Origin of the sequence: Thioclava sp. F42-5 (genome assembly GCF_002213195.1) — a bacterium.
Taxonomy (GTDB): Bacteria; Pseudomonadota; Alphaproteobacteria; order Rhodobacterales; family Rhodobacteraceae; genus Thioclava; species Thioclava nitratireducens.
Genome location: NZ_NBNZ01000009.1, coordinates 38,193 through 60,807 on the forward strand (window position 1 = coordinate 38,193; position 22,615 = coordinate 60,807).

25 protein-coding genes are annotated in these 22,615 nt (G+C 64.4%); 10 read left to right on the forward strand and 15 right to left on the reverse strand.

Annotated elements, in window-relative coordinates; translation table 11 throughout:
- The first annotated feature begins 3 nt into the window (after positions 1-3).
- The gene (locus B6V74_RS17525) at positions 4-1,221 is read left to right on the forward strand and encodes an HlyD family efflux transporter periplasmic adaptor subunit (protein ID WP_088723551.1); all 1,218 of its coding nucleotides are present in this window, start codon (positions 4-6) and stop codon (positions 1,219-1,221) included.
- Positions 1,222-1,294: 73 nt separating this feature from the next.
- Here B6V74_RS17525 and B6V74_RS17530 read toward each other — a convergent pair whose 3' ends face one another.
- The 7 genes from B6V74_RS17530 to ehuB form a co-directional block, all read right to left on the reverse strand.
- A complete protein-coding gene (locus B6V74_RS17530; RefSeq protein WP_088723552.1) occupies positions 1,295-2,008 on the reverse strand; it encodes an aspartate/glutamate racemase family protein in 714 nt (237 codons plus the stop codon).
- Positions 2,008-3,183, reverse strand: a complete 1,176-nt coding sequence (locus B6V74_RS17535; RefSeq protein WP_088723553.1) for a Xaa-Pro peptidase family protein — start codon at positions 3,181-3,183, stop codon at positions 2,008-2,010. The genes B6V74_RS17530 and B6V74_RS17535 overlap by 1 nt, the downstream gene beginning before the upstream one ends.
- A complete protein-coding gene (locus tag B6V74_RS17540; protein ID WP_088723554.1) occupies positions 3,176-4,222 on the reverse strand; it encodes a pyridoxal-phosphate dependent enzyme in 1,047 nt (348 codons plus the stop codon). Before B6V74_RS17540 ends, B6V74_RS17535 begins: the two co-directional genes overlap by 8 nt.
- Positions 4,223-4,324: 102 nt before the next feature.
- Entirely contained in the window at positions 4,325-5,140 is an 816-nt protein-coding gene (gene ehuA, locus B6V74_RS17545) for an ectoine/hydroxyectoine ABC transporter ATP-binding protein EhuA (RefSeq protein WP_075776643.1), read from the reverse strand.
- Positions 5,140-5,811, reverse strand: coding sequence for an ectoine/hydroxyectoine ABC transporter permease subunit EhuD (gene ehuD, locus B6V74_RS17550; protein WP_075776644.1), 672 nt, complete (start codon positions 5,809-5,811; stop codon positions 5,140-5,142). Before ehuD ends, ehuA begins: the two co-directional genes overlap by 1 nt.
- A gap of 3 nt (positions 5,812-5,814) precedes the next feature.
- Positions 5,815-6,480 (reverse strand): ectoine/hydroxyectoine ABC transporter permease subunit EhuC, encoded by a 666-nt coding sequence (ehuC, locus tag B6V74_RS17555; protein WP_075776645.1) that lies wholly within the window; start codon positions 6,478-6,480, stop codon positions 5,815-5,817.
- A gap of 76 nt (positions 6,481-6,556) precedes the next feature.
- On the reverse strand, positions 6,557-7,399 hold the full coding sequence (ehuB, locus tag B6V74_RS17560; RefSeq protein ID WP_075776646.1) for an ectoine/hydroxyectoine ABC transporter substrate-binding protein EhuB: 843 nt from the start codon (positions 7,397-7,399) through the stop codon (positions 6,557-6,559).
- Positions 7,400-7,766: 367 nt separating this feature from the next.
- Here ehuB and B6V74_RS17565 point away from each other — a divergent pair, with 367 nt between their 5' ends.
- The 3 genes from B6V74_RS17565 to B6V74_RS17575 all read left to right on the forward strand — a co-directional run bounded on the left by B6V74_RS17565 (position 7,767) and on the right by B6V74_RS17575 (position 11,121).
- Positions 7,767-8,471, forward strand: a complete 705-nt coding sequence (locus B6V74_RS17565; RefSeq protein ID WP_233243069.1) for a GntR family transcriptional regulator — start codon at positions 7,767-7,769, stop codon at positions 8,469-8,471.
- A gap of 97 nt (positions 8,472-8,568) precedes the next feature.
- The gene (locus B6V74_RS17570) at positions 8,569-9,090 is read left to right on the forward strand and encodes an HPP family protein (RefSeq protein ID WP_088723555.1); all 522 of its coding nucleotides are present in this window, start codon (positions 8,569-8,571) and stop codon (positions 9,088-9,090) included.
- 132 nt (positions 9,091-9,222) lie between these two features.
- Positions 9,223-11,121, forward strand: a complete 1,899-nt coding sequence (locus B6V74_RS17575) for a glycoside hydrolase family 15 protein (protein WP_088723556.1) — start codon at positions 9,223-9,225, stop codon at positions 11,119-11,121.
- 74 nt (positions 11,122-11,195) lie between these two features.
- Here B6V74_RS17575 and B6V74_RS17580 read toward each other — a convergent pair whose 3' ends face one another.
- Together B6V74_RS17580 and B6V74_RS17585 are read right to left on the reverse strand one after the other, a co-directional pair.
- Positions 11,196-12,200 carry an SDR family oxidoreductase gene (locus tag B6V74_RS17580; RefSeq protein WP_075776648.1) on the reverse strand — a complete coding sequence of 335 codons (1,005 nt, stop codon included), beginning with the start codon at positions 12,198-12,200 and terminating at the stop codon, positions 11,196-11,198.
- 202 nt (positions 12,201-12,402) lie between these two features.
- Positions 12,403-13,200, reverse strand: coding sequence for a response regulator (locus tag B6V74_RS17585; protein ID WP_075776649.1), 798 nt, complete (start codon positions 13,198-13,200; stop codon positions 12,403-12,405).
- A 97-nt stretch (positions 13,201-13,297) separates the two neighbouring features.
- Here B6V74_RS17585 and B6V74_RS17590 point away from each other — a divergent pair, with 97 nt between their 5' ends.
- The 4 genes from B6V74_RS17590 (at position 13,298) to B6V74_RS17605 (ending at position 17,529) form a co-directional block, all read left to right on the forward strand.
- Positions 13,298-13,444, forward strand: a complete 147-nt coding sequence (locus B6V74_RS17590) for a NepR family anti-sigma factor (protein ID WP_075776759.1) — start codon at positions 13,298-13,300, stop codon at positions 13,442-13,444.
- A complete protein-coding gene (locus B6V74_RS17595) occupies positions 13,441-14,046 on the forward strand; it encodes an RNA polymerase sigma factor (RefSeq protein WP_075776650.1) in 606 nt (201 codons plus the stop codon). The genes B6V74_RS17590 and B6V74_RS17595 overlap by 4 nt, the downstream gene beginning before the upstream one ends.
- The gene (locus B6V74_RS17600; RefSeq protein WP_077701063.1) at positions 14,043-15,893 is read left to right on the forward strand and encodes a sensor histidine kinase; all 1,851 of its coding nucleotides are present in this window, start codon (positions 14,043-14,045) and stop codon (positions 15,891-15,893) included. The genes B6V74_RS17595 and B6V74_RS17600 overlap by 4 nt, the downstream gene beginning before the upstream one ends.
- A gap of 61 nt (positions 15,894-15,954) precedes the next feature.
- A complete protein-coding gene (locus tag B6V74_RS17605; RefSeq protein ID WP_088720003.1) occupies positions 15,955-17,529 on the forward strand; it encodes a phospholipase D-like domain-containing protein in 1,575 nt (524 codons plus the stop codon).
- Between the two features lie 22 nt (positions 17,530-17,551).
- On the opposite strand, the gene B6V74_RS17610 is transcribed toward B6V74_RS17605, so the two are convergent.
- Entirely contained in the window at positions 17,552-18,613 is a 1,062-nt protein-coding gene (locus tag B6V74_RS17610; protein WP_158275111.1) for an AI-2E family transporter, read from the reverse strand.
- A 156-nt stretch (positions 18,614-18,769) separates the two neighbouring features.
- Here B6V74_RS17610 and B6V74_RS17615 point away from each other — a divergent pair, with 156 nt between their 5' ends.
- The gene (locus B6V74_RS17615) at positions 18,770-18,967 is read left to right on the forward strand and encodes a CsbD family protein (protein ID WP_075776653.1); all 198 of its coding nucleotides are present in this window, start codon (positions 18,770-18,772) and stop codon (positions 18,965-18,967) included.
- 163 nt (positions 18,968-19,130) lie between these two features.
- Here B6V74_RS17615 and B6V74_RS17620 read toward each other — a convergent pair whose 3' ends face one another.
- From B6V74_RS17620 to B6V74_RS17630, 3 genes are all read right to left on the reverse strand, one after another.
- Positions 19,131-20,354, reverse strand: coding sequence for a hypothetical protein (locus tag B6V74_RS17620; protein ID WP_088720001.1), 1,224 nt, complete (start codon positions 20,352-20,354; stop codon positions 19,131-19,133).
- Positions 20,351-20,770 (reverse strand): phage holin family protein, encoded by a 420-nt coding sequence (locus tag B6V74_RS17625; RefSeq protein ID WP_075776655.1) that lies wholly within the window; start codon positions 20,768-20,770, stop codon positions 20,351-20,353. Before B6V74_RS17625 ends, B6V74_RS17620 begins: the two co-directional genes overlap by 4 nt.
- 109 nt (positions 20,771-20,879) lie before the next feature.
- Positions 20,880-21,074 (reverse strand): PLD nuclease N-terminal domain-containing protein, encoded by a 195-nt coding sequence (locus B6V74_RS17630; protein ID WP_088719999.1) that lies wholly within the window; start codon positions 21,072-21,074, stop codon positions 20,880-20,882.
- Between the two features lie 177 nt (positions 21,075-21,251).
- On the opposite strand from B6V74_RS17630, the gene B6V74_RS17635 reads away from it, so the two are divergent.
- Entirely contained in the window at positions 21,252-21,425 is a 174-nt protein-coding gene (locus tag B6V74_RS17635) for a DUF1328 domain-containing protein (RefSeq protein ID WP_075776656.1), read from the forward strand.
- A 52-nt stretch (positions 21,426-21,477) separates the two neighbouring features.
- On the opposite strand, the gene B6V74_RS17640 is transcribed toward B6V74_RS17635, so the two are convergent.
- Positions 21,478-21,705 carry a CerR family C-terminal domain-containing protein gene (locus tag B6V74_RS17640; protein ID WP_088723558.1) on the reverse strand — a complete coding sequence of 76 codons (228 nt, stop codon included), beginning with the start codon at positions 21,703-21,705 and terminating at the stop codon, positions 21,478-21,480.
- Positions 21,706-21,761: 56 nt separating this feature from the next.
- Complete coding sequence (locus tag B6V74_RS17645; protein WP_075776657.1) at positions 21,762-22,541, reverse strand: MipA/OmpV family protein; 780 nt, start codon at positions 22,539-22,541, stop codon at positions 21,762-21,764.
- Positions 22,542-22,615: the final 74 nt, after the last annotated feature.

Below are 22,615 nucleotides of genomic sequence, written 5' to 3' on the forward strand. Positions count from 1 at the left end.
CCCGTGACACCAAAACCCCGAACCAGATGGCTCATTCTCATCCTGATCGGCCTGATCGCGGCGGGCGCTATCGCCGCGCTGCTCTGGCCGCAGCCGCAGACCGTCGACATGGGCGAGGTTACGCGCGGTCCGATGAAGCTCGTCATTGAAGATGATGGCCGGACCCGCGTCAGCGAAAGCTACACGGTCTCGACCCCGGTCAGCGGCAGGCTACAGCGGCTCGATATCCATGTCGGCGATCATGTCGTCGCGAACGAGACAGTCGTCGCCCGGATGCGCCCCGCCCTGCCCGCCGTTCTGGATGCCCGCAGCCGGGCACAGGCAGAGGCCGCGCTCGCCGAAGCGCAGGCCGCGCTCAGCGCGGCCCAAGGCGATTACCGCGCCGCCGTCGCGATGCGCGAACAGGCCGATAGCGATCTCGCGCGGTCACAGAGGCTCGCGCTTTCCGGCACGATCAGCCAGTCCAAGCTGGACCGCGATCAGATCAACGCCGATTACGCCGCCGCACAGGAAGCCGCCGCGAAAGCCGCCATCGCGATGCGCGAGGCAGCGCTGGCCTCCGCAAAATCCGTGCTGCAGAACGATGCCGCCGCGAGCAACAGCGACGGGGCCGAGCCGATCCCCCTTTATGCCCCCGCGACCGGAACCGTGCTGCAAATCCTGCAGGAGAACGAGACCGTGCTCTCGGCCGGCTCCCCGATCATGGAAATCGGCGACATCTCGGAGGGGCTCGAGGTGGTGGCCGATCTTCTGTCGCGCGACGCGGTGCGCGTACGCCTCGGCGATCCGGTGGAGATTACCGATTGGGGCGGGCCGGACGTGCTCGAAGGCAAGGTGGTCCGCATCGACCCGTCAGGCACCACGAAGGTGTCGGCCTTGGGCGTCGAGGAACAGCGGGTGGGCGTGGTCATCGCCTTCACCGGCGATGCCGCGCAACGGGCGGGGCTGGGCCATGGTTTTCAGGTGACCGCGCGGATCGTCGTCTGGCAGAACCCCGATGCGCTGCGGGTGCCGTCGAGCGCGCTATTCCGGCGCGGCACCGGCTGGGCTGTCTTCAAGGTCGAAGACGGGCGCGCGCGGGAAGTGAACGTGGACGTCGGGACAGACAATGGCACCTATGCAGAGCTTCAGGACGGTCTGAGCGAGGGCGACCGTGTCGTGCTCTATCCGGTCGAAACGCTGGAAGATGGCGCGCCGGTGGAGGCAAGGTCCGGCGGCTGAAGTCTCCGCAGCGGACCATTGATTCCCTCGCGCGACCGACCGGATGGCCGGCCAGCCATTCAACTGCCCTGTCTCATCCCGGCGCCGCGATTCCTGCGAGCTTTCGCATGTGCCACGCAAGCGCCTGGTTCGAACTGAGCACCGGCATCCCGAGCTCCGCTCTCAACCCCGGCAAGATCCCCTGCGTGCGCAGGTTGGTGCAGGACAGGAAAATCCCGTCCAGACGCGCCTGCCCCGCAAGGCTCCGCGCAGCCTCCGCGATAGAGGCTGGGTCGATCCGCGCCACCCGCGCTTCCGCTTCCTCGCCGAAAGACAGCGTCGCGGGGACGGTGATCCCTTCAGCGACGAAGGCCGCCCGCAAAGGCTCCGCGACCGAAGCGACATAGGGCGAGACGATCCCCACCCGCTCCAGCCCCAGATCCGCAATCGCGGCCAACGCGGCGCTCAGCGGATCGGTCACATGCCGCGTCGTGACGCCCGCCATGACATTCGCCCGCACCTCGTCTGGGCCGATCAGCGCGGCGCCAGAGGTGCAGCCATAACCCACCACGTCGAACTTCGCCGCAGGTGGCAGCAGCGCCGCAGCACCGCTCAGAGCGCGCTCCATCTCGGCAATGCTCGACGGGGTCAGGTCGTCGCCGGAATGAACGCGCGTGACATGCATCCGCGCGTCGTCCGGCGGGATGTAGCGGCGGAACTCGTCCTCGATGGTCTCGTCCACGCGCAGCACGATCAGCCCCATCGTGGGCGTGGCGTCTTCGCGAAGACGATAGGGGAAATCGGCCATCAGCTCAGCTCCGGCAGGGTTTCAGGGGCGCGTGGCGAAAGCAGCTCCGCCCCGGTCGCGCGCAGGACGATGTTTTCTTCATGAACCAGCAGGCGGCGCGGGCCCTGCGCAGGCTCGACCCATGCGCCGGGTTCGAGCGTCAGCACCATGCCCTCGCGCAGTTCGGTGTCGTCGCGCGGGGTGAAGGAGGGCCATTCGGTCAGCGTGATCCCCAGCCCGTGGCCCAGGCGTCCGCTGCCCGCCTCAATACCGCGCGCCGCCAGCCCCTCGACCAGCAGACGATGCGCATCATGCGCCCGCATGCCGGGCCGCAGCAGCGCCATCGCCGCCTCGGTCACCTCCCAGAGCGCGGCATGGGTGCGCCGCACCGGATCCGACGCCGGACCGACCGAGAAATTGCGATCGAAATCGCAGAAATACCCGTCGCGCACCGCGCCGGTATCCAGCATCAGCACATCGCCCGCTTGCAGAGGCGCGGGCCCGGCGGGCGAGATCACATCCTCATAGCCCGACGGTCCCGACGCCCCGGCGACATAGCTGACCCAGTCGGCTCCTTCCTCCAGCAGCGCGGACTGGAAGGCGCGGAAGATACCCTCGAGCGGGCGCCCCTGCCCCGCGAATTCCGGCACCCGCGCGAAGGCGCGGCCCGCGATGGCGCAGGCCCTGCGGATCTTCTCGATCTCCGCCGCGCTCTTGATTTCACGCACCCGCAGGATCGCGGCGGTGCCGTCGATGAAGCGGCGCGGCGCGATACGCTCCCCAAGCCGCGTGAAATCCGCGAGCGGCATCCGCAGCTGGGTCTCCAACCCCATCGGCACGCCGATCCGCGCGCTCTCAGGCAGCAGATCGCAGAACGTCTCGGCAAGCAGGCTCACGCCGTCATCCACAGGGTCGGGTGCATCCCATGTCCGGATCTGCGTCATCCATGTGCGGCCCATCAGTTCCGCCCCGATGGAGGGGATCACCGCGACCGGCGCACCGCTGGCCGGGACGATCACGAACCACGGGCGCGCGGGGCTCTCCCAGAACCGGGTCAGAAAGCCCGTGACGTAGAAGATATCCGCAGCCGAGGTCAGGAACAGCGCATCCAGCCCCCGTTCGCTCATCTCGGCCTGAAGGCGGCCGACGCGGGTGCGAAACTCCTCGGCCGGAAAGATGAGCGAGCGCTCAGCCATCTTCTGGGCCTTCGCTGAGGATCGCGAGAACGCGCGTCTCCGGTCCCAGCGACAGCCCGGCAAGCAGAGCCGCCAGCCCGGCGCCGCCCGAAGGCGTCGTGGCCAGCCCGTGCGCGGCGAGGATATCGACGCCGGACTGCGCCTCGGCTTCGGTGATCGTGGCGAAGCGATCCGCATCGCGCGACAAACCCGCCAGCGCCACCCTCGAAGGTGTCTTGCAATCGAGCCGCCCCATCGCTGAGACCGGCCCTTGCGTGGTCACCAGATGGCCTGCGCGAATGCTCTCGATCAGCGCGGGGGCCGCGTCGGGTTCGACCACGATGACCTGAGGCGCATCGCCCCATTCCATCCGCGCATGAGCGGCGACGGCTGCCGCGAGACCACCAACGCCCGCCTGCAGCAGAATATGGGTGGGCGGCGCTTGGATCTGCGCGACGGCCTCCGCCGCAAGCTGGGTGTAACCCTCCATCACCCGCAGCGGCAGATCGACATAGCCCTCCCACGAGCTGTCCGACAAAAGGGTCCAGCCATTCTCGGCAGCCGCCTGCTCGGCGGCTTGCATGCTGGCCTCGTATTCCGCACCCGCCCGGACGACCTCCGCCCCGCGTGCCTCCAACCGCGCGGCGAAGGCCTCAGGCACGGTCTCGGCCAGATAGATGATCGCGCGGGCGCCGAATATCCGCGCTCCTGCCGCGACTGACAGGCCATGATTGCCTGCGCTGGCCGCGACATAGGTCTCGCCAGCGAGAGCTGTCTGAAGATCGTCGCCCTCCGCTCGCGCCGCAGCCTCCCGGGCGATCGCATGGACCGCGCCCAGCGCTTTGAAGCTGCCGAGCCCCATGCGCTCACGCTCGTCCTTGATCCAGACCTCACCGACCCCGGCAAGCCGCGCGATCTCGGGCGCCGCGCGCAGCGGGGTCTCGTGATGTGCCGGACAGCGCGCAAGCAGGCTGGCCACGCCCGCCGCATCGGCAATTGGCATGACGCCGTCCGGGTCGAGCCCGTCGCCGCGCCAAGGGTTGTCTATCGTGATCGGCATGTCGGAGCCTCGCTGCGATGGAACCAAGCCCATAAGGCAACGAGACGTCGACGCACGCAATGGCCTTTTCGGAAAGGCCATTGCGCGACATCGTGAGGCGCGTCAGTCGGCCTCTTTCACCGCCGAGAGGAATTGCTGCGTGCGCTCTTTCTGCGGATTGCCGAACAAATCGTCGGGGGCGCCCTGCTCTTCGATCTTGCCGTCGTAGAAGAAGCAGACCCGATCCGAGATGTCCTTCGCGAAGCCCATCTGGTGCGTCACCATCAGCATCGTCAGATTGTGCTTCTCCACCAGCGAGCGGATCACGTTCGTCACCTCGCCGATCACCTCCGGGTCGAGCGCGGAGGTCACCTCGTCGAACAGCATCACCTTGGGCCGCATCGCCAGCGCGCGTGCGATCGCGACGCGCTGCTGTTGACCGCCCGAGAGCCGCGAGGGGTGCTGGTCGCGCTTGTCGGACATGCCGACGAGTTCCAGCAGTTCCTCGGCCCGTTCGCGCGCCTCGGCCTTCTTCATGCCCAGCACCTGCACCGGGCCCTCCATGCAGTTCTCCAGCGCGGTCATGTGCGGGAAAAGGTTGAAATGCTGGAAACACATGCCGATCTGGCTGCGCGCCTTGCGCAGATACTTGCGGTCCGCGGGCACCAGCTTCCCGTTCTTCTCCATATGGGTCAGCGGCTTGCCGTCCACGTAGATCACGCCCTCGTTGATCGTCTCGAGCGTCATCAGCATCCGCAGCACGGTCGTCTTGCCCGAGCCGGAGGGGCCGATGATCGTGACCATTTCCCCCTCGGCCACATCGAGATCGAGCTGGTCGAGCACCACCAGATCGCCATAGCGTTTGGTGACTTTCAGGAACCGCACCATCGGCACGTCGTCGCCCGTCAGTTCGAGCGGATAGTTCGAAAGATCTTCCATCATTTCAATCCGAGTTTACGCCGCACGCGATCCTCGAAGACGCGGATCAGGGCAGCGGTGGGAAGCGAGATGGCGAGGAAGATAACCCCCACCAGCGTATAGGGTTCGAGATAGCGATAGCTCGACGAGCCGATCGCGTTCGCTGTGTGCATCAGTTCGGCCACCCCGATCACCGAGAGCATCGGCGTGTCCTTGAAGATCCCCACGAGGTAGTTGCCCATCCCCGCCAGCGCGGGCGGGATGGCCTGTGGGATCACGATCCGCCAATAGGTATCGCGGGTCGACATGTTCAGCGCGGTGCAAGCCTCCCATTGGCCCTTCGGCACCGCGTCGAGACCGCCGCGATAGACCTCCGACAGGTAAGCCGAATAGTGCAGACCGATCGCGATCATGCCCGCCGTCCACGGCCCCAGCTTCAGGCCGAATTGCGGACCGACGTAATAGACGAAGAAGATCTGCAGGATCAGCGGGGTCGAGCGGATGAACTCGATGAATTCGCGCACGACTTTGGTCAGGGCCCAGTAGGGCGTCCGCTGCGCCAGCGCGAAGACCATGCCCAGCACAACCGCGATCGCATAGCCCAGCCCCGCCGCCATCAGCGTGTTGAGCGTCGCATGCATCAGCTTGGGCAGGATTTCCCAAGTGAATTCCCAGTTCCAGTTGAACCCCATGGATCAGGCCCTCCCCAGCTTGCGCCGCATGACCAGCTCGAGCCAGCGCATGAACGGCGTCACGATGAAGCGCGCGAAGATGTAGTACACGATCAGTGCCGTCCCGAAGGTCTGCGCCGAGAGGAAGGTCGAGCCATTGATCTGCTTCGCCTCGAACATCAGGTCCGACACGGAGATCAGCGCGACCAGCGCGGTGTTCTTCAGCAGTTCGATCAGCAGGTTGCCCCACGGCGGCAGCATGTTGACGAACGCCTGCGGCAGGATGATCCGCCACATCCGCTTCATCGGGCTCATCGACAGCGCATAGGCCGCCTCCCATTGCCCTTTCGGCACGGATTGGATGCCGCCGCGCACCAGCTCGGCGCCGTATGCCCCGAGGTTCATCCCCACCGCGACGAAGCCCGCGGTGAATTTCGGCAGGGTCAGTCCGAACAGCGGCAGCACGAAGAAGATCCAGTAGAGCTGGACCAGCAGCGAGGTGCCGCGGAAAATTTCGATATAAACGACGGCGATGCCCCGGATCAGCCCGTTGCGCGAGAGCTTCATCAGCCCTGCGACGAGCGCGATGACGATCGCCAGAGCGGAGGCCAGGAAGAACTGCCCCGCCGTTACGAGCGTGCCGTCCCAGAAGCGCGGCCCGTACTCTTTCAAGAATTCTATGTAGCTCATTCCCGTCCCGCCCCGGCGGTGAATGTCAAAATGGACGGGCCATGCACAGGCCCGTCCATGTCTTCAGCATTTGCGCTTAGCGCATCTTGCAGACTTCAGCCGAGGTCTTGTCGCCCGGCAGGTTGCCTTTCGAGTAGCCGTACTCGCCGACCGCTTTCATCATCGCGTCCGAACCGAGATACTTCTTCTGGGCTTCGTTGAACTTGTCGACGAAGTCCTGATCCGCTTTGCGGAAGCCGATGCCGACCCAGTTCTGGGTCCATTCAGGCAGCTGGCTCACGTCCGACACCTCGACCGCGCCGTCCGATTGATCGGCAAGGTTCTGCGCGGTGAAGTAGGTCACGCCACCTGCATCCGCGCGGCCCGCTTTCACGGCGGCGAGGATTTCGGTCGGGCCCGGCACGGTCATCACGTTGCTATCCGGGATACCGCCCTTCTTGGCGGACTCCACCTGGTTATAGCCCGCGCCCGTCACGAAGGTCGCGCCAGCCTTGGCGATCTGTTCGTAGTTGTTCAGGTTCTTCGGGTTGCCCTTGGGCACGATGAACGCATCGCCGACTTTCGCCATCGGCTCAGAGAAGGCAACGTTCTGGCAGCGCGAGTTGAGGATGTAGAGACCGCCGGTGACCATGTCGAAGCGGTTCGCGTTGAGGCCCGGGATCAACCCGCCCCAATCGGTCACGACGGGGGTGATGTTGTCATAGCCCATCTCGTGGAGCACACCCAGAACATAGGCGTTCACGAAGCCCAGCGGCTTGTTGTTTTCGCCCGGATAGGCCCACGGAACTTCGTTCGCGAAGCCGATGCGGATCGGCTCGCCCGAATTGATACGGTCCATCAGGGGGCCAGCGAGTGCGGCGCTTGCGCTCAGCGCGATGCCGATGCCGGCGGCGGCGACAGATTTCAAGATCGATTTCATGCGTCTCTCCTGTTGGTTCTTGTTGACGGGAAGCCCAAGCCTCCCGCGATTGATGTACACAACACCTATGAGTTTCTCCGGAGTGTCAAGCAGATCGCATTGATTATACTGGGGCAAAAAGCAGATGTCGTAGGCCGATAAAGAGCTAAACGCATATGTTGTGCACCAATGCCGGAGCTTTGAGCATTGAACGCGCATGTGTGTGCGCCGGTTCCGCCGAAGGCCGTCGTTTCGTGCCGATTGCGCCGCCCGGCTCTCCGCAATATCTGCGGCTGAAACGCCCCATGGGGGAGGACGCGGCCAAGCGGATTGACCTGCGCGCCTCCGCCGCCGATCATGGCTTTGCGCGAACAGACGACAGAACTCTATGGACGACATCTCCATGATCCCCCGGCAAACCGATCCGGAGCGGCTCCGCGCCCGCGACCGCTACGATCTCATTCACGACGAAATTCGCAGCCGCATCTGTCTGCTCGATTACCCGCCGGGAATGCGCTTGTCGGAGACCGCGCTCGCGTCAGAATTCGGCATCTCGCGGACTCCGCTGCGTCGGGTGCTGGCGCGGCTCGAGGACGAGGGGATGCTGCGCTCCATGCATGGGGTCGGCACTTTCGTCACCGACGTCGATTACACCGAGCTTGGGCAGGTCTTCCGGCTGCGGCGCGAACTCGCTGTGCTGCAGACGAGCCTGGATCCGGTGCCGCCCAGCGCCGCGCTGATCGCGCGTTTCGTCACCTTTCAGGAGCGCGGCCGCGAACTGGTCGATGCACCCACCGCCCGGGCCTTTTCGGAGCTCGACCGCGATACCTTCCTCGCCTTGTTGGAGCTGACCGCGAATGCACCGCTCCGGACGATGTCGGCAGCGCTGTATTTCCGCACGGCGCGGATCTGGCTACAGCAGGTCACGGCTTCGCAGATCGACCTGATGCAGGAGATCGAGATCTACAACAACGAGCTGCGCGACATGCTGCGCGCGCTGCGGCTCGGCGATCTCGACGCGCTCGGCCATATGAGGCGCGGCCATATCTCGATGAGCTTCGCGCGGATGCCGGCATTGGTCAAAGCGTCCTGACGGATCGCGCCCTTTCACTGCGACGTGACGCGGGCGAAGGAAACCGGGCAGACGGTCCGGGGTTCGGGTTCTGAAGGCCAGCCCGACAGGACCGCCAATGCTGAAACGATTGCTCGAACGCCATCGCGCGCCCCATCGCCTGCCGGAACTTCCGAGCCTTCGGCAAGTTCTGGCGACGACGGCGGGTAGCTTCCTCGGCATCGCCATCCTTGCCGGGCTCACCCGTCACGCCGGGGTCGACCTGCTGATGGCGCCCTTCGGCGCGACCTGTGTGCTGCTCTTCGCGACGCCCGACACGGCGCTCGCCCAACCGCGCAACGTCATCGGCGGGCATGTTCTCGCAAGCGCCATCGGGCTTGCGGCGCAGCACCTTGCCGATCCGCACGGGGCGATCGGTCTGGCAGCCGTGGTGACGATCGCCATCGTCGCGATGCAACTGACCCGCATAGTCCACGCGCCCGCAGGGGCCGATCCGCTGGTGATCCTTCTCAAGGGCCACACGCTCGGCTGGAGCTTTCTTCTGACGCCGGTGCTAACGGGCGCAGTGATCCTCGTGCTTCTGGCCTACCTCGTGAACAATGCGCGCAACACCGAGAAATGGCCCCGCTACTGGATCTGAGCGGCGCGAGAGCACACGAACGCACACGGTTTTTTCAAGGAACTGGGGGGCGGCGCGTCCGTTCGATCCCTGAGAGGGGCGCGATATATCTCCGGGGCGACGCCCGGAAAACCGTCAAAGGACAGGCATTGCATGACCGAACGCACCGATCCCGATTCCGGCACATCCTCGAAGACCCAGCCCGATCCGAACAGCCCGCCGCTACGCTTTCTGGAGGGCCGACGCGGCTATCTCCCGATTGCCGATTACGCGGTGATCGGGGATACGCGCACGGCGGCGCTGGTGGCCCGGGACGGCGCGATCGACTGGTTCTGCGGGCCGGATTTCGACGGCGACCCGCTCTTCGGGCGGCTGCTCGACCAGTTTCGCGGCGGGACCTTCTATGTCGGTCCGGTGCCGGATCCAGATCGTCAGACGACCGCCCGACGCGTCTATGAAGATTATGGCCCGATCCTGACCACCACCCATGCGTCCGAGGCGGGCGGCCTCAAGGTCACCGACTTCATGAACCTGCCGGACTCGCTCGAAGAAGCGGCGAGCTTCGGGCGCTCGGTCGTGCGTCTTTTCGAGGCCACCGAAGGCGCGGCAGACGTCGAAATCTGCATCGCCCCGCGCTGCAACTACGCGCTGAGCACACCCGAGTTCATCCGGCGCGGCCCGGGCAGCTGGCAGTTTACCCAAGACGGCGACATCATCCTGATCGACAGCTCGATAGAACTGGAGATCGAAGGCTCCGGCCGGTTGAACGGGCGCGGTACCCTCGCCACCGGGGAACGCGGCTATGTTACCCTCACTGTCACGCAAGGCGGGCACGGCCATGTCGGCGGAATGCAGGCGGCGCAAGAGGCGCTCGCCTCAACTCGTGAGGCTTGGCGCAAGCGGCAGTCCAAGACGGATTTCGGCGACGGGCCTTTTTCCGGAGCGCTCAAACGCTCGCTACTGGCGCTGCAGCTTCTGATCCACGCCCCCACCGGCGCGGTGATCGCCTCGCCGACGATGGGGCTGCCGGAGGTGATCGGCGGCATCCGCAATTACGACTACCGCTATTGCTGGCTTCGCGACGCCTATTTCGTGCTGCACGCTTTTCTCGATCAGGGCCTCACCGACGAGGCCGACGCCTTCTTCCGCTGGCTGATGGCAGCAACACGCGAAACGGCGCCGGAACTTGGGACGCTCTACACGGTGCGGGGCGACAGCAACGTCTCGATCTCGAGCTTGCAGACGCTCGAGGGCTATCGCCGCTCGGCCCCGGTGCAGCTGGGTAACGGCGCGGCGACACAGCTGCAACTCGACGCCTATGGCTCGATGATCATGGCCGCGCGCGCCTATGTCGAGGCCGGCGGCGAGCTGCATCCGGGCGAAGGCATCCGGCTCGCGAATTTCGCCGATGTCGTGGTCTCGCAATGGACACGGCCCGATAACGGAATCTGGGAAATGCCCAATCCGCGCCGACACCACACTTATTCCAAGGCGATGTGCTGGGGCGCGCTGGATGGGGTGATCTCGCTGGCCGAGAACGGCGTGATCAATGCCGACACGCGGCTGTGGAAGGCGGAGCGCGCCGCGATCGAAGCCCTGATCCGGGAAGAGGCCTGGAACGAGGAGATCGGCGCTTTCACCGGTGCGATCGGCGAGGAATGGCTCGATTCAAGCGTTCTGCTGATGCCACGTATCGGGGTGATCCCCGCAGACGACCCGAAGATGGCGGCGACCTACACTGCCATCCGTGAGCGGCTTGGCACGGGCGTTCATCTGCGGCGCTACGACGCGCAGGAAGACGGGATGCCCGGCGTCGAGGGCCATTTCAACGTCTGCGGGTTCTGGGCCGCCGACTACCTCGTGAGGGCCGGGCGGCTTGATGACGCGCGGAGCCAGATCGAGGGGATGCTGAAGGCCACGACCGATCTCGGACTGATGTCGGAAGAGCACGACCCGGAGAGCGGCGCCCAGCTTGGTAACTTCCCGCAAGGGCTGTCCCATGCCGGGATGATCGCGGCGATTACCGCATATCGGGGCGCGGTGAAGGACTGATCTCGCTGCCACCTACACAAGAACAAAAACGCGCGCCACCCGGGCGCGCGTTTCTCGTTTCCTTGTCGCGATCGTCAGGCTCGCTGACGGGAGACCGCGAAGATCGCTCCCAGCATCAGCCCGGCGACGAGCGCCGCGCCGCCGCCCGCGACAAGCCGCGAGCCGCCATGCTCGGACAGCGCCATCGCGGGGGAACTGTCGCTCGCCTCGTCGGAGAAGCGCCCCCGCGCCGCCCAGTCACCGTCGACGCTGTCATAGAGATTGTCGGCCCGATCAGGATCGGCAGCCTCGCCCGTCTGCTGCCCGGACACCGCCGTGCGCGCGAGGTAGAGATCGCCCAGTTCCGGCGCGAGCTTCTCCGACAGGATCGCCTTCACCGCCGAGAAGCCCAGCCAGTATTCCCGCTTCGGATGGTAGGCCGCGTGATGAATGCCGTCTGCGATCAGCTCCGGCTCGAAGACCGGCGCGACCGGGCGCGGGCGGTTCGGCAGCTTGCTGCGGGCCCAGTCGAATTGCGGCGTATTGACCGCCGGCAGATGGCAGACGGTGATCTTCACGTCGGAATTCTCGTGGATCAGCTCGGTGCGCAGGCTGTCGGTGAAGCCCACGATCGCCGCCTTCGCCGCGCAATAGGCCGACTGCAGCGGCACCGCACGATAGGCGAGCGCCGAGCCAGTCTGCACAATCGTGCCCCAGCCCTGCTGGCGGAACCGCTTCAGCGCAGAGAGCGTGCCGTTGACCGTGCCGAGATAAGTCACTTCGGTCACGCGGCGATACTCTTCCGGGGTCATCTGCGACACCGGCGAGAGTACCGTCACCATCGCGACGTTGATCCAGACGTCGATCGGACCGAAGGCACTTTCAGCGGCGACCGCCGCGGCCTCGACCGCATCGGCATCTGCGACGTCGAGCGGCTGCACGAGCGCCTCGCCACCCTTCTCGCGAATTTCCTGCGCCGCCGTCTCGAGCCGCGCCTTGTTGCGGGCTATCAGGGTGATGCGGTTGCCCTTGGCAGCGAAGCGGCGAGCGACGGCGCGCCCCACGCCCGCGGATGCGCCGGTAATCACGATATTCGTCATGTGCGGCTCCTTCGTTGTGAACGGTTTCGTCAGTCTGTCTCAGAGGAAGAACCGGCACGGGCGAGATCGGGTTGCAGGAGCGCGACTTCACATTCTAGTGCGTTGCGGCGGGCATCGCCTGCGCAAAGGCACATGCGGCAAAGGAAAAGGCGACCCCGTCTGCCGGGGCCGCCTTTCTCGAGAAATAGCTTTGAACGGGCCGTTACGCCGCGAGCGTCTCCGTCGAGGAGAAGAACATCGCCTGGCTGACCGCCGACTGCACCTGGCTCTCGGTGTAGGGCTTGGTGATCAGGAAGGCCGGTTCGGGCCGCTCGCCGGTCAGCAGGCGCTCCGGGAAGGCGGTGATGAAGACCACGGGCAATTCGTTGCCGAACTGCGCGAGAATGTCGTTCACCGCATCGATCCCCGAGGAATTGTCCGCCAGCTGGATGTCGGCGAGGATCAGGTCCGGTTTGTCGGTCGCGGCAAGCTCCACAGCCTCGGTGCGGGTGCGGGCGATGCCGGTGATCTGGTGGCCCATATCCTCGACGATGGCGCGAATATCCATTGCGATGATCGCTTCGTCTTCGATGATCATCACTTTACCCGCAACGGACGTTTCCATCTCGCGGATCGCGATGTCGATCAGTTCTTTCGCCTCTTCGGCATCGACCTGCATGATCGTGCCGATTTCCTCGATGCGGAACCCTTCGATCGAATGCAGCAGAAGCGCCTCACGGGTGTTTGGCGTCAGCGTCGACATGTGGTCCTGCGCGCGGGCCGAAAGCCGGTTGTCCGGCTCCCCCAGCGGCGCCCCCGCGGAGGCCCAGACCAAGTGGAAGGCGTGGAACAATGCGAGCTTCGGATCGTTGTTCTCGAAAGGCGACGTATCTTCGAGTATGGCCTCGAGCGTAGCCGCGGCGTAACGGTCGCCGCTGTCCTGGCTGCCGGTAAGCGCTCGGGCATAACGCCGTAAATACGGCAGGTTGGCTCCGATGGTGCCGGCGATGTCTTCGGACATGAAAACCCCCTTTTGCGTTTTTTCGGGAACCAAACTCTCTGGCCCCGCGTTCGGTTCCGTGCAAAATGAGTGGGATCGAAACCGGATGTATAGTGATATGGCAGACGAAAAGCCTAAGTCCAGTATCAGGGACCAGATCAATCAAAACCTGAAGAAGGTTTACGAGGAGGCGCTTCAGGAAGAAGTGCCGGATCGGTTCAAGGATTTGCTGGCGCAACTCAAGGCGAAGGAGGGCGGAAAATGACTTCGCCCTCCAACACCAATTCGTCCAAAGCCAATGCCTCCAGCGAAGCCCGCGATCCGCGTGAGGAGCTGCCCGATCACCTCGGGGCCCTGCGTGCCTTCGCGCTGTCGCTGACCCGGAACTCGGCCTCGGCCGACGACCTCGTGCAGGACACGATCGTCAAGGCGTGGTCGAATATCGAAAAGTTCGAACGCGGCACCAATCTGCGCGCATGGCTCTTCACGATCCTGCGCAACACCTTCTATTCGGACCGTCGCAAGCGCAAGCGCGAGGTCGCTGACCCTGAAGGGATTCACGCCGCATCGCTCTATGAGAAACCTGCGCATGACGGACGTCTCGCGATGAATGATTTCGTCGAGGCCTTCGATCAGCTCAGCCCGGAACATCGCGAGGTGCTGACCCTCGTCGGCGCATCTGGCTTCTCTTACGAAGAAGCTGCCGGCATGATGGGCGTCGCCGTGGGCACGGTGAAAAGCCGCGCCAACCGCGCACGCGCCCGGCTTGCGGAAATGCTCGGGCTCGAGGAAGGTGAAGATATCCTGTCCGGCACGGATCGAAATTCCCTCGCCGTGATGGGCAAATCCGGAGTTGCCGCCGCATGAATTCGGAAGCCGCGAAAGCGGCAGACGACGAGCACTACAGTGATCACGCCCCGTTCCGAGCCAGGAAACGGGGCGTCATTCCGTTTTTCGACGGGCTTGGCGTGCGCCTCGCCTTCATGTTGGCGGTTGCTCTCTTCCCTCTGCTGATCATCGCCGTGCTGCAATCGACCTCGGTCGTGCGCGAAGCGCAGGCGCGGTCCGAAGCCGCCCTCATGGGCGAGACGATGCGCGCCGTCGCCGGTGAGACGCGGGTGATCCAGCACGCGCAGGACGCCGCGCGCGTCCTCGCCAGCACGGTCCAGCCGCTCGTGGGCAATGCCGAGGCCTGCTCGAACTGGATGCGGCAGATCTCAGGGGCCTTTCCGGAGTTCTCGCTCGTCTCCTTCATCCCAGACAGCGGCAAGATGACCTGCTCGAATTCGGGCAAGAGTTACGACTTCAAGAACCAGGATGTCTTCGAGAAGATGCTGACTGCGGACCGCACCAGCTTCTACGTCAACCGCGATGCGCCGGTGTCGGGCACCTCCGTGCTCGGCGTGGCCCATCCGGTCTACAACGCGGCGGGCGATCATATCGGGATCATCGCGATCTCGATGAGCCACTCCTCGCTCTCGCTGGCCAAGGATGGACCGAAGCTCGCCGATGACCGGCCGCTGGTGATCATGACCTTCGACCGCGAAGGCACGATCCTGACCTCCTCGGACGGGCTATCGAACACCCAGTCGCACCTGCCGGTGGACCGCTCTCTGAAACTGCTGGCGGGCAATGGCGCGGTGACTTTCTCGGGAGACTCCAACCTCGGAATAGAGCGGGTCTATTCCGTCGTCGAACTGGTGCCCAACCAGCTCTACGCGCTTGGGAGCTGGCCCGCACAGGCGGCCTCGGCGCTTAGTCCCTTCGCTGATATTTCGCCTGTGCTGTTCCCGGCCCTGATGTGGATGGCGAGCCTGCTGGTCGCCTACTTCGCAATGCAGAAGCTGGTGATCGGCCATGTCCGCAAACTGTCGAGCGCGATCTCCAGCTTCGCCACCGGCAGCCGGATCGTGGGCAATCTCAACCTGTCGACCGCACCGTCGGAAATCCGCGACCTCGCCGAGGCCTATGACCGGATGACAGAAACCATCCTGCATGACGAGGCCGAGCTCGAGGACATGGTGCACCACAAGGAAGTGCTGCTCCGCGAGGTCCACCATCGGGTGAAGAACAACCTCCAGCTCATCGCCTCGATCATCAACATGCAGATGCGGCAGGCGCGCACGCCCGAAGCCAAGGGGCTTATGAAATCGCTCCAGGAGCGGGTCATCTCGCTCGCCACGATCCACCGCGGGCTCTACCAGACCTCAGGCCTCACCGACATTCAGGCGCAGGAACTGCTGCCCGACATCGTGCGCCAGATCACCCGGCTCGCGACCGGGCCGGGCCGCCATATCGCCGTCGATTGCAATATCGACGACATCCACCTGACCCCCGATCAGGCTGTGCCCCTCTCGCTTCTGCTGACCGAAGCGATGACAAACGCGATGAAATACGCCTCTGCCCGCGACGGCAAACCGCAGCTCGACATCTCGCTGCGCAGACTCGAAGGGATGCAGGCGCGGCTCTGCGTGCGCAATACCGTCGATAGGGATGCCCCGCCGCTGGAGGCCGTCGAAGGCACCGGGCTCGGTTCGCAACTGCTTAACGCCTTCGTGCAGCAGCTGGGCGGCTCGATCGAGATCCAGACCGACGAAGACGAGTATATGCTCAGCGCCGCGTTCGCACTGCGCCCCCTCGTCGAGAGCGAATTGCGTCACGAAGAACGCTTGAAATCCGAGACGCCCGAAACAGTTTCTGATGAGAGCCATTGAATGAGATACCAGCCGCGGCGACCACAGGTCACCCTCGCGGCCGTTCAACCCAACGAGCCGCATGGAACGTCTTAAACAAGCCGGAGTTCACGCCGAGAGCCGCGTAAAGCTGCTTTTGACCGCAGCAGAGGCCTATCCCGTGCTCGAGGATGCCTTTCTCGACGCGCGTCATTCCATTCATTGCTCCTTCCGCGTCTTCGACCTCAACACCACACTGAAATCCGACCGCGGGCGCGCGATCGGCAAGACGTGGTTCGACCTGATCATTCACATGCTGAAGCGCGGCGTGAGGATACAGATCGACCTGACCGATTTCGATCCCTGCGCAAAGCCGGATCTTCACCGGATGACATGGTCGTCGATCCGCATGTTCTGCGCCGCGCGCGAACTGGCGGGCGGTCCCAAGGCGAAGCTGAAATTGCGCGCGCTGATGCACCCGGCACAATCGGGCATCGTGCCGCGTACGATCTTCTGGCCCTATGTCTATCACAAGCTCGGGCAGCACACGTCGTGGCTCAACGACATGGACGAGGCCAAGCGGCTGACCGCGATGCGCGACATGCCGGGTCTGCGGGAATATCTCGAGGCCGGATCGGATTGCAAAATCCGCCGCAAGTTCGTCGCGACGCCGCCGAAGCTGTTCCCGGCGACACACCACCAGAAGCTCGCCGTGTTCGACGACAAGAAGCTCTATATCGGCGGGCTGGATCTCGACAACCGGCGCTTCGACACCCCCGTGCACGAGCGCGACGGCGAGATGACATGGCACGATGTGCAGCTCATGATGACCGGCCCCGTCGTCGCCGAGGCGAAGGCCCATCTCGAGAGCTTCCACGAAAGCTGCTCCGGCGAAAACCGCGCCAAACCGCCGCGCCGCCTGCTGCGCACCCTGTCGCAGCGGCGCAAATTCGCGACCTTCCGCATCGGGCCGAAGTTCTATCGGACCGAGATCGAGAACGCGCATGAGATGCTGATCGCGCGGGCGCAGAAGCTGATCTATCTCGAGAGTCAGTTCTTCCGCTCGCGCACTCTGGCGCACCACTTGGCCCGGGCGGCGCGGGAGAACCCCAATCTCAACCTGATCCTGATCCTGCCCGCCGCGCCCGAAACGCTGATGCTGGCCGATCGCCCGACCAGCGACGTGCGCTATGGCGAATATCTTCAGGTGCGCGCGCTGGATACGCTCCGCGAAGCCTTCGGCAATCGCCTGTTCATCGGCTGCCCGGCAGAGCCCTGCCTTGCCGACCCCGGTGATGAGGGGGCGCTGCGCACCGGCGGCGCGCCGCTGATCTACGTCCATGCGAAGGTCTCGATTTTCGACGAGGACGCCGCGCTGATCACCTCGGCCAATCTCAACGCGCGGTCGCTGCATTGGGACAGCGAGGCGGGTGTCTATCTGCGCCGCAACGACGGCATCCCGGCCATGCGCCGCCGCCTGATGCGCCATTGGCTGCCGCCCGCGCCCGAAGAGGCCTTCTTCGACCCGACGCGCGCAGTCTCTGCCTGGGCGGAGCTGGCCCGCGCGAATGCCACGAAAGCCCCCGAGGATCGCGAGGGCTTCGTGCTCCCCTATGACGTGGAGGCCGCGCGCAAGATCGCGCGCAAACTGCCGTTCATTCCGGAAGAAATGGTCTGATCCGTCGCCGCGACCCGCCGGTTCAGTCGGCTTCGAGCTTCTGCTCCGGCTCGGATTTCGGGTCGGGCAAGCTGTTCGTCAGCACCAGCGCCCAAAGCAGCAGCGGGATCGCCACGATCCCGCCCAGCGGCCCCCAGAGCCAGATCCCGAAGGTCAGCGACAGGAACACCAGAAGCGGATTGAGGCGCATCTGCCGCCCGATCGCGGCAGGGGTCACGAACTGGGCTTCGGTCGCGTTCAGCACGATATAGATCAGCGGCGGCAGGATCACGCGCACCCCGTCGAACGTGGCCACGCCTGCGAATCCTAGCGCGATGATGAGCGCCGCGGGGCCGAGATAAAGGATGTAGTTGATGAGGAAGGCCACAAGCCCCCAAAGCGGCGCGTTCGGGAGCCCGATCAGCTGCATCGCGACGCCCACCGCCAGCCCGAGACCGCCATTGACCACCGTGATCGTGAGGAAGTAGCGCGACACCCGTGTCTCCGCCTTGCGCAACCGCGCAGCCGTAGCGCCGCGGCTCGAAGGCTCAGCGAGGTGCTTCGCGATCCAGTTGTAGATCTCGCCGCGCGAAAGCTGGAAGAAGAACAGCGCCCCGACATAGATCAGCGCCTGTGCGATGATGGACGGCGCCAGCATCACGAGATCCTTGGCATCCGGCACGGCGCTCTTGTCGCCATTGCCGCCGCCATCCTTGGCGCCATCCGTCGCCGGCGTGATCGCGTCGCTGACCTCTTTCGAGGCGTCCTGGATGCCTTGGAACATGTGGCGCATATGAATGATGGTGGAGCGCATGTCGTCCATCACCTTCGGCGCCTGTCGCATCAGTTCGGAGACGACCGGCTGGATCACGAGGACCAACAGCACGGCGATCATCAGCGAGATCACGAGCGAGGTAAGCGCCCCCCAGACAGGCGACAGACCTCTTTTCTCCCATGCATCGGAAATCGGTGAAAGCACGATCCCCACGACGAGCGCGAGCACGACGGGCGCGAGTAGGCTTTCCACCTGGCTCAGCGCAGCCACGACAGCGATTACAGCGATCACGATCATGGCGATGCGCGACAGGGTCTCCAGGCGATGCATTTCGAGAATTACTTCCCTCTTGGTTTCGCGATCTAACGCCGTCGGACGATAGCGGGTTCCCTGTTTTTGTGCTGCCGTGCAGAGGAACATCGCCCCCGGCGAAACGTTGATTAAAGACGCCTGAACCCGCGTCTTCATCTTGAAAGGAGCGACGCCATGAATTGGGATCAAATAAAAGGCAACTGGAACGAAATGAAGGGCAAGGCCCGCGAGAACTGGGGCGAATTGACCGACGACGAACTTCAGGAGGCCGCAGGTCATCGCGAGCAGATGGTCGGCCTGATCCAAAAGAAATACGGTAAGACCAAGGAAGACGCCGAGCGCGAAGTCGACACCTGGTCCAGCTCGATCTGATCTTCAGAAACAGACCCTGTTTCAGCGTAAAACATGCAAACCGGCGCCGGAGAGATCGCGGCGCCGGTTTTCTTTTGGGCCTCGGTCTCGCATCCCCACCGATAACCGCGCAAAGAAAAAGGCCGGGCGCGATGCCCGGCCTTTCTGCATACTGCCCCACCGTTCAGTGGGTGGCCTTCGAACTCGACGACGACGCGCTGCCCCCGCCGGTCGAGCCGGCGCCGGACGAGCCGGAACCAGTCGACGAGGTGCTCGACGAAGAGGACGAAGAATGGTTCGCCTTCACCTTCTCGGCCGCTTCGTGGGTCTTCGCCTCGGCCTTGGACGCCACATCCTCGGCTTTTGCCCGCGCGGCATCCTTGGCTTCTTGCGCCCCGGCGCGGACCTCGTCTTCGCCTTTCTGCAGCGACTGACCGACATCGCGCAGCGCGCGATTGGCTTCCTCCGCCAACTGGCGCGAGAGGCGGTCGATCAGCTGCTCTCCGGCAGCCATCGCCTGATCGCCGAAATCGCGTGCGGCGCTGCGCGCCTCGTCACCGGCCGAGCTCATCACCGAGCGGGCGGTCCGCTTCAGTTCATCGGTGAACTGGTCGGCCACCTTGCCCGCACGACGCTTCTCGTCGCGGTACAGACGCTCTGCCTCGTTGAACAGGCGGTTGGCGCGCGGCCCGAAGCTGCGGCGGCTGACATTGACGTCCGGCTTGGGCACCGCGTTGAAGATCGCGGCCCCGACGGCGAAGCCGATGGCGGCAGCGATCAGCGGGTGATCCTTGACCATCTGCTTGCTGGTCGACCCGGCATGGGTCGCCCCGTCCTGCAGGCGAATCCGGGCGGAATAGGCTCTTTCGCGGGCCCGCACCACGCGATCGCGCGCATCCTCGTTGAGGTCGCTCAGACCCGAGGACAGTGTGTTGCGCAGGTCGCTCGCGAATTTCTGCATCACCTCGGAGCGCTCCTTGACGAAGTCGCGCGCCTTGTCGGTCGAGCTGCGCTGCTCGGCTTCGAGATCTTCGAGACGGACCGAGGCGTCATGGCGCAGCGTATCGATCTCGTCGATCCAGCCGTCGGCACCCGCGTCGCTCGGCATCACGAGCGGATCGGCATCGGCCACCAGATCTTCTTCCTCGATGCTCTCCGAGTTGCGCTGGCGCAGCAGGAACCATGCGATTCCGGCGCCGGCGAGGGCGAAGGCCACCGGATTCTTGCGCACGGCCTGTTCGGCGCTGCGGGCGGCAGGCGCGGCGTAATCGCGCACGGCCTGCGACACCTGCTCGGAGAGGTAATCCGGCGCGATACGCGCGGTCAGATCGCCGAGCGTCGATGCGAGATCGGCGCGGTCTTGGCGCAGTCGGTTCTCGATGTCCTGAATGGTTCTCTTCTCGGTCATTTGAAGCTCTCCTTTAGCGCCTGCGCGTCAGCAGACAGGTTTTCCTTGAGACGGGTGGGCGGGCTCGACACTTTGCGCAGCTTCGACGCGGCGATCAGCGCCGCGAGGATGGCGAGGATCAGTAGCACCGCGCCGACGATCAGCGTCGCGGGGCCCCGATCGAGGCCGGCCCATTCCAGCCCGTAGATGGCGGATTGCGTCAGGGGGAAGATCGCGCCGAGGGCGAAAACCAGGGCGACCGCACCGAGAATCGCGGCATTGCGTGCCAGACCAGCCCGGTGGGCCGCTTCAGCGCGCACCAATTCCGCTTCGGTCCGTGCGATCTCGCGCGTTTGCTCGATCACGCGGTTCAGCAAATCGCTCACCGTCCCGCGGCCTTCGTGGCCGTCAGAATTCTCGGTATCATGGTAATTCATCGACCTCTCCCAAACATGTCGCGACTTCTCGCCGCGATTTCTGTGGTTCCAACGCGGGTTGCGGAATGCGGTTCCGTGACGGCCGCTGCCTCCACCACCCCCGATTTCGTCATTTCGAAGCGCGCGGCCCGGCCACCAGCCAGATCAGGAAACCGATCAGAGGCAGGAAGAAGACAAGAAGCGCCCAGAGCACTTTCTTCCCGGTGCTGGAATTCGACCCGATGATCGAAACGAGCGCCCAGATATCGAGTGCCAGTAGGACGATACCCCAAAAGCCACCGAGGCCAGTCATATTCATTTCCATGTCGCCATCTCCCTTTTTCGTGAGCCCATGAATCGCGCCCCAAACGCCGGAAAGCGTTGGATGTTCCTCGGAATCACTGACCCAGGGTAATGGAACTTTCGTGAAATGCGCACGTTTGGATGCCATGAAGGCGCAGCACTCAGCGCTAATGTACGCAACATCCGAAGGAGAATACCCATGCTTGGTTGGGCTCTGACTTTTCTCGTTATTGCGCTGATTGCCGCAGCGCTCGGTTTTGGCGGCATCGCAGGCGCATCTGCCGGGATCGCACAGATCCTCTTCGTGGTTTTCCTGATCCTGTTCGTGGTGGCCATGGTCGCCCGTGCGGTAAAAGGCAAACCGCCGGTGTAAGTGCGAAGACGCTAGGAATATTTCAGGCCGCTCCCACCGGGGGCGGCCTTTTTCATGCGCCGGGCGCCGCGCTCGCGCGCGCCTGCGCCAGCATCGCGTCGAGGTCGGCGATGACGCGGGATATCTGCGCGGTTTCCGATTCGCCGATCTCCGTCCAGCCCGTCTTTCGGCGCACGATTTCCGCGCCGAGCCGGAAATAGAGGACCTGACCGCTCATCGCAAAAACCCTGAGCGCCGCGTCAGCGAGGCCCCGAAAAAGCAAGCCGCACGGGCGACCCATGCGGCTTGGCTTCACGTGACTCGTAGGAAGCTTTGTCCCGATCAGAAGGGATCCGATCAGAACGGGAACGTCACCCGACGGGTCAGCATCAGCGAGACCGAGCTCTGTTCGCGCGAGCCCTGCTGCACGATCGGGCTGTTCGCCGCATCGCCCTGCAGGCGGTCGTAGTTCAGCTTGCCTTCCACCGCCCAGTTATTGCCGAGCTGATAGGTCGCCGACAGCTCCAGACCGGTCGAGACGAGGCCGCCATCGGGCGAATAGGCTGCCAGACCGCTCGCCGTCGATTCCGACGGGCTGATGCCGAAATAGGTGCGGTTGTAGAGCCCGGAGCCATAAAAGATGCGCGGGCCGATGCTCAGCTTGAAATTGTCGGTCTTGATCGGCTTCCAATCGGCGCCGATTTCCGCGACGACGGCGTTATGCCCGACCACGCCGTAGCGCATATCTGCGAAAGCGCCCCATTGCGGCGCCTGGTAGCCAAGTCCGAGACCCAGTTCGAGCGAGGTGTCGACATCGTCGAGACCCGCGATTTCGGAATAATCGCTGGAATTGCGCCCGCCTACGAGCCGGAAGGAGCCATGCACGTTCGGGCCCAGCTTTTCGTAATTCGGATCGTCCGAGCCGAACCGCATCCCCTGCAGCGTGAAGCTGTTGAGCTTAACCTTCGCGGTGGGCTTGGTGTCGTAGTGATCCGCGCCGAAATAGGACGGCGCATAGCGCGCGCCCGCACCGATGGTGAAGGTCACGCCACTTTCTGCCTGCGCGCTCGCCGCGGTGCAGACAGCAGCGACTGCAATGGCGGCGCTTGCGGAAAGTTGGCGGATGACTTTTGCCATGGTGGCGCTCCCGAAAAAATGTCCCGATTTGTGCGAACACTGCCAATTGACGGCGAAAAACGCAATCGGCCGGC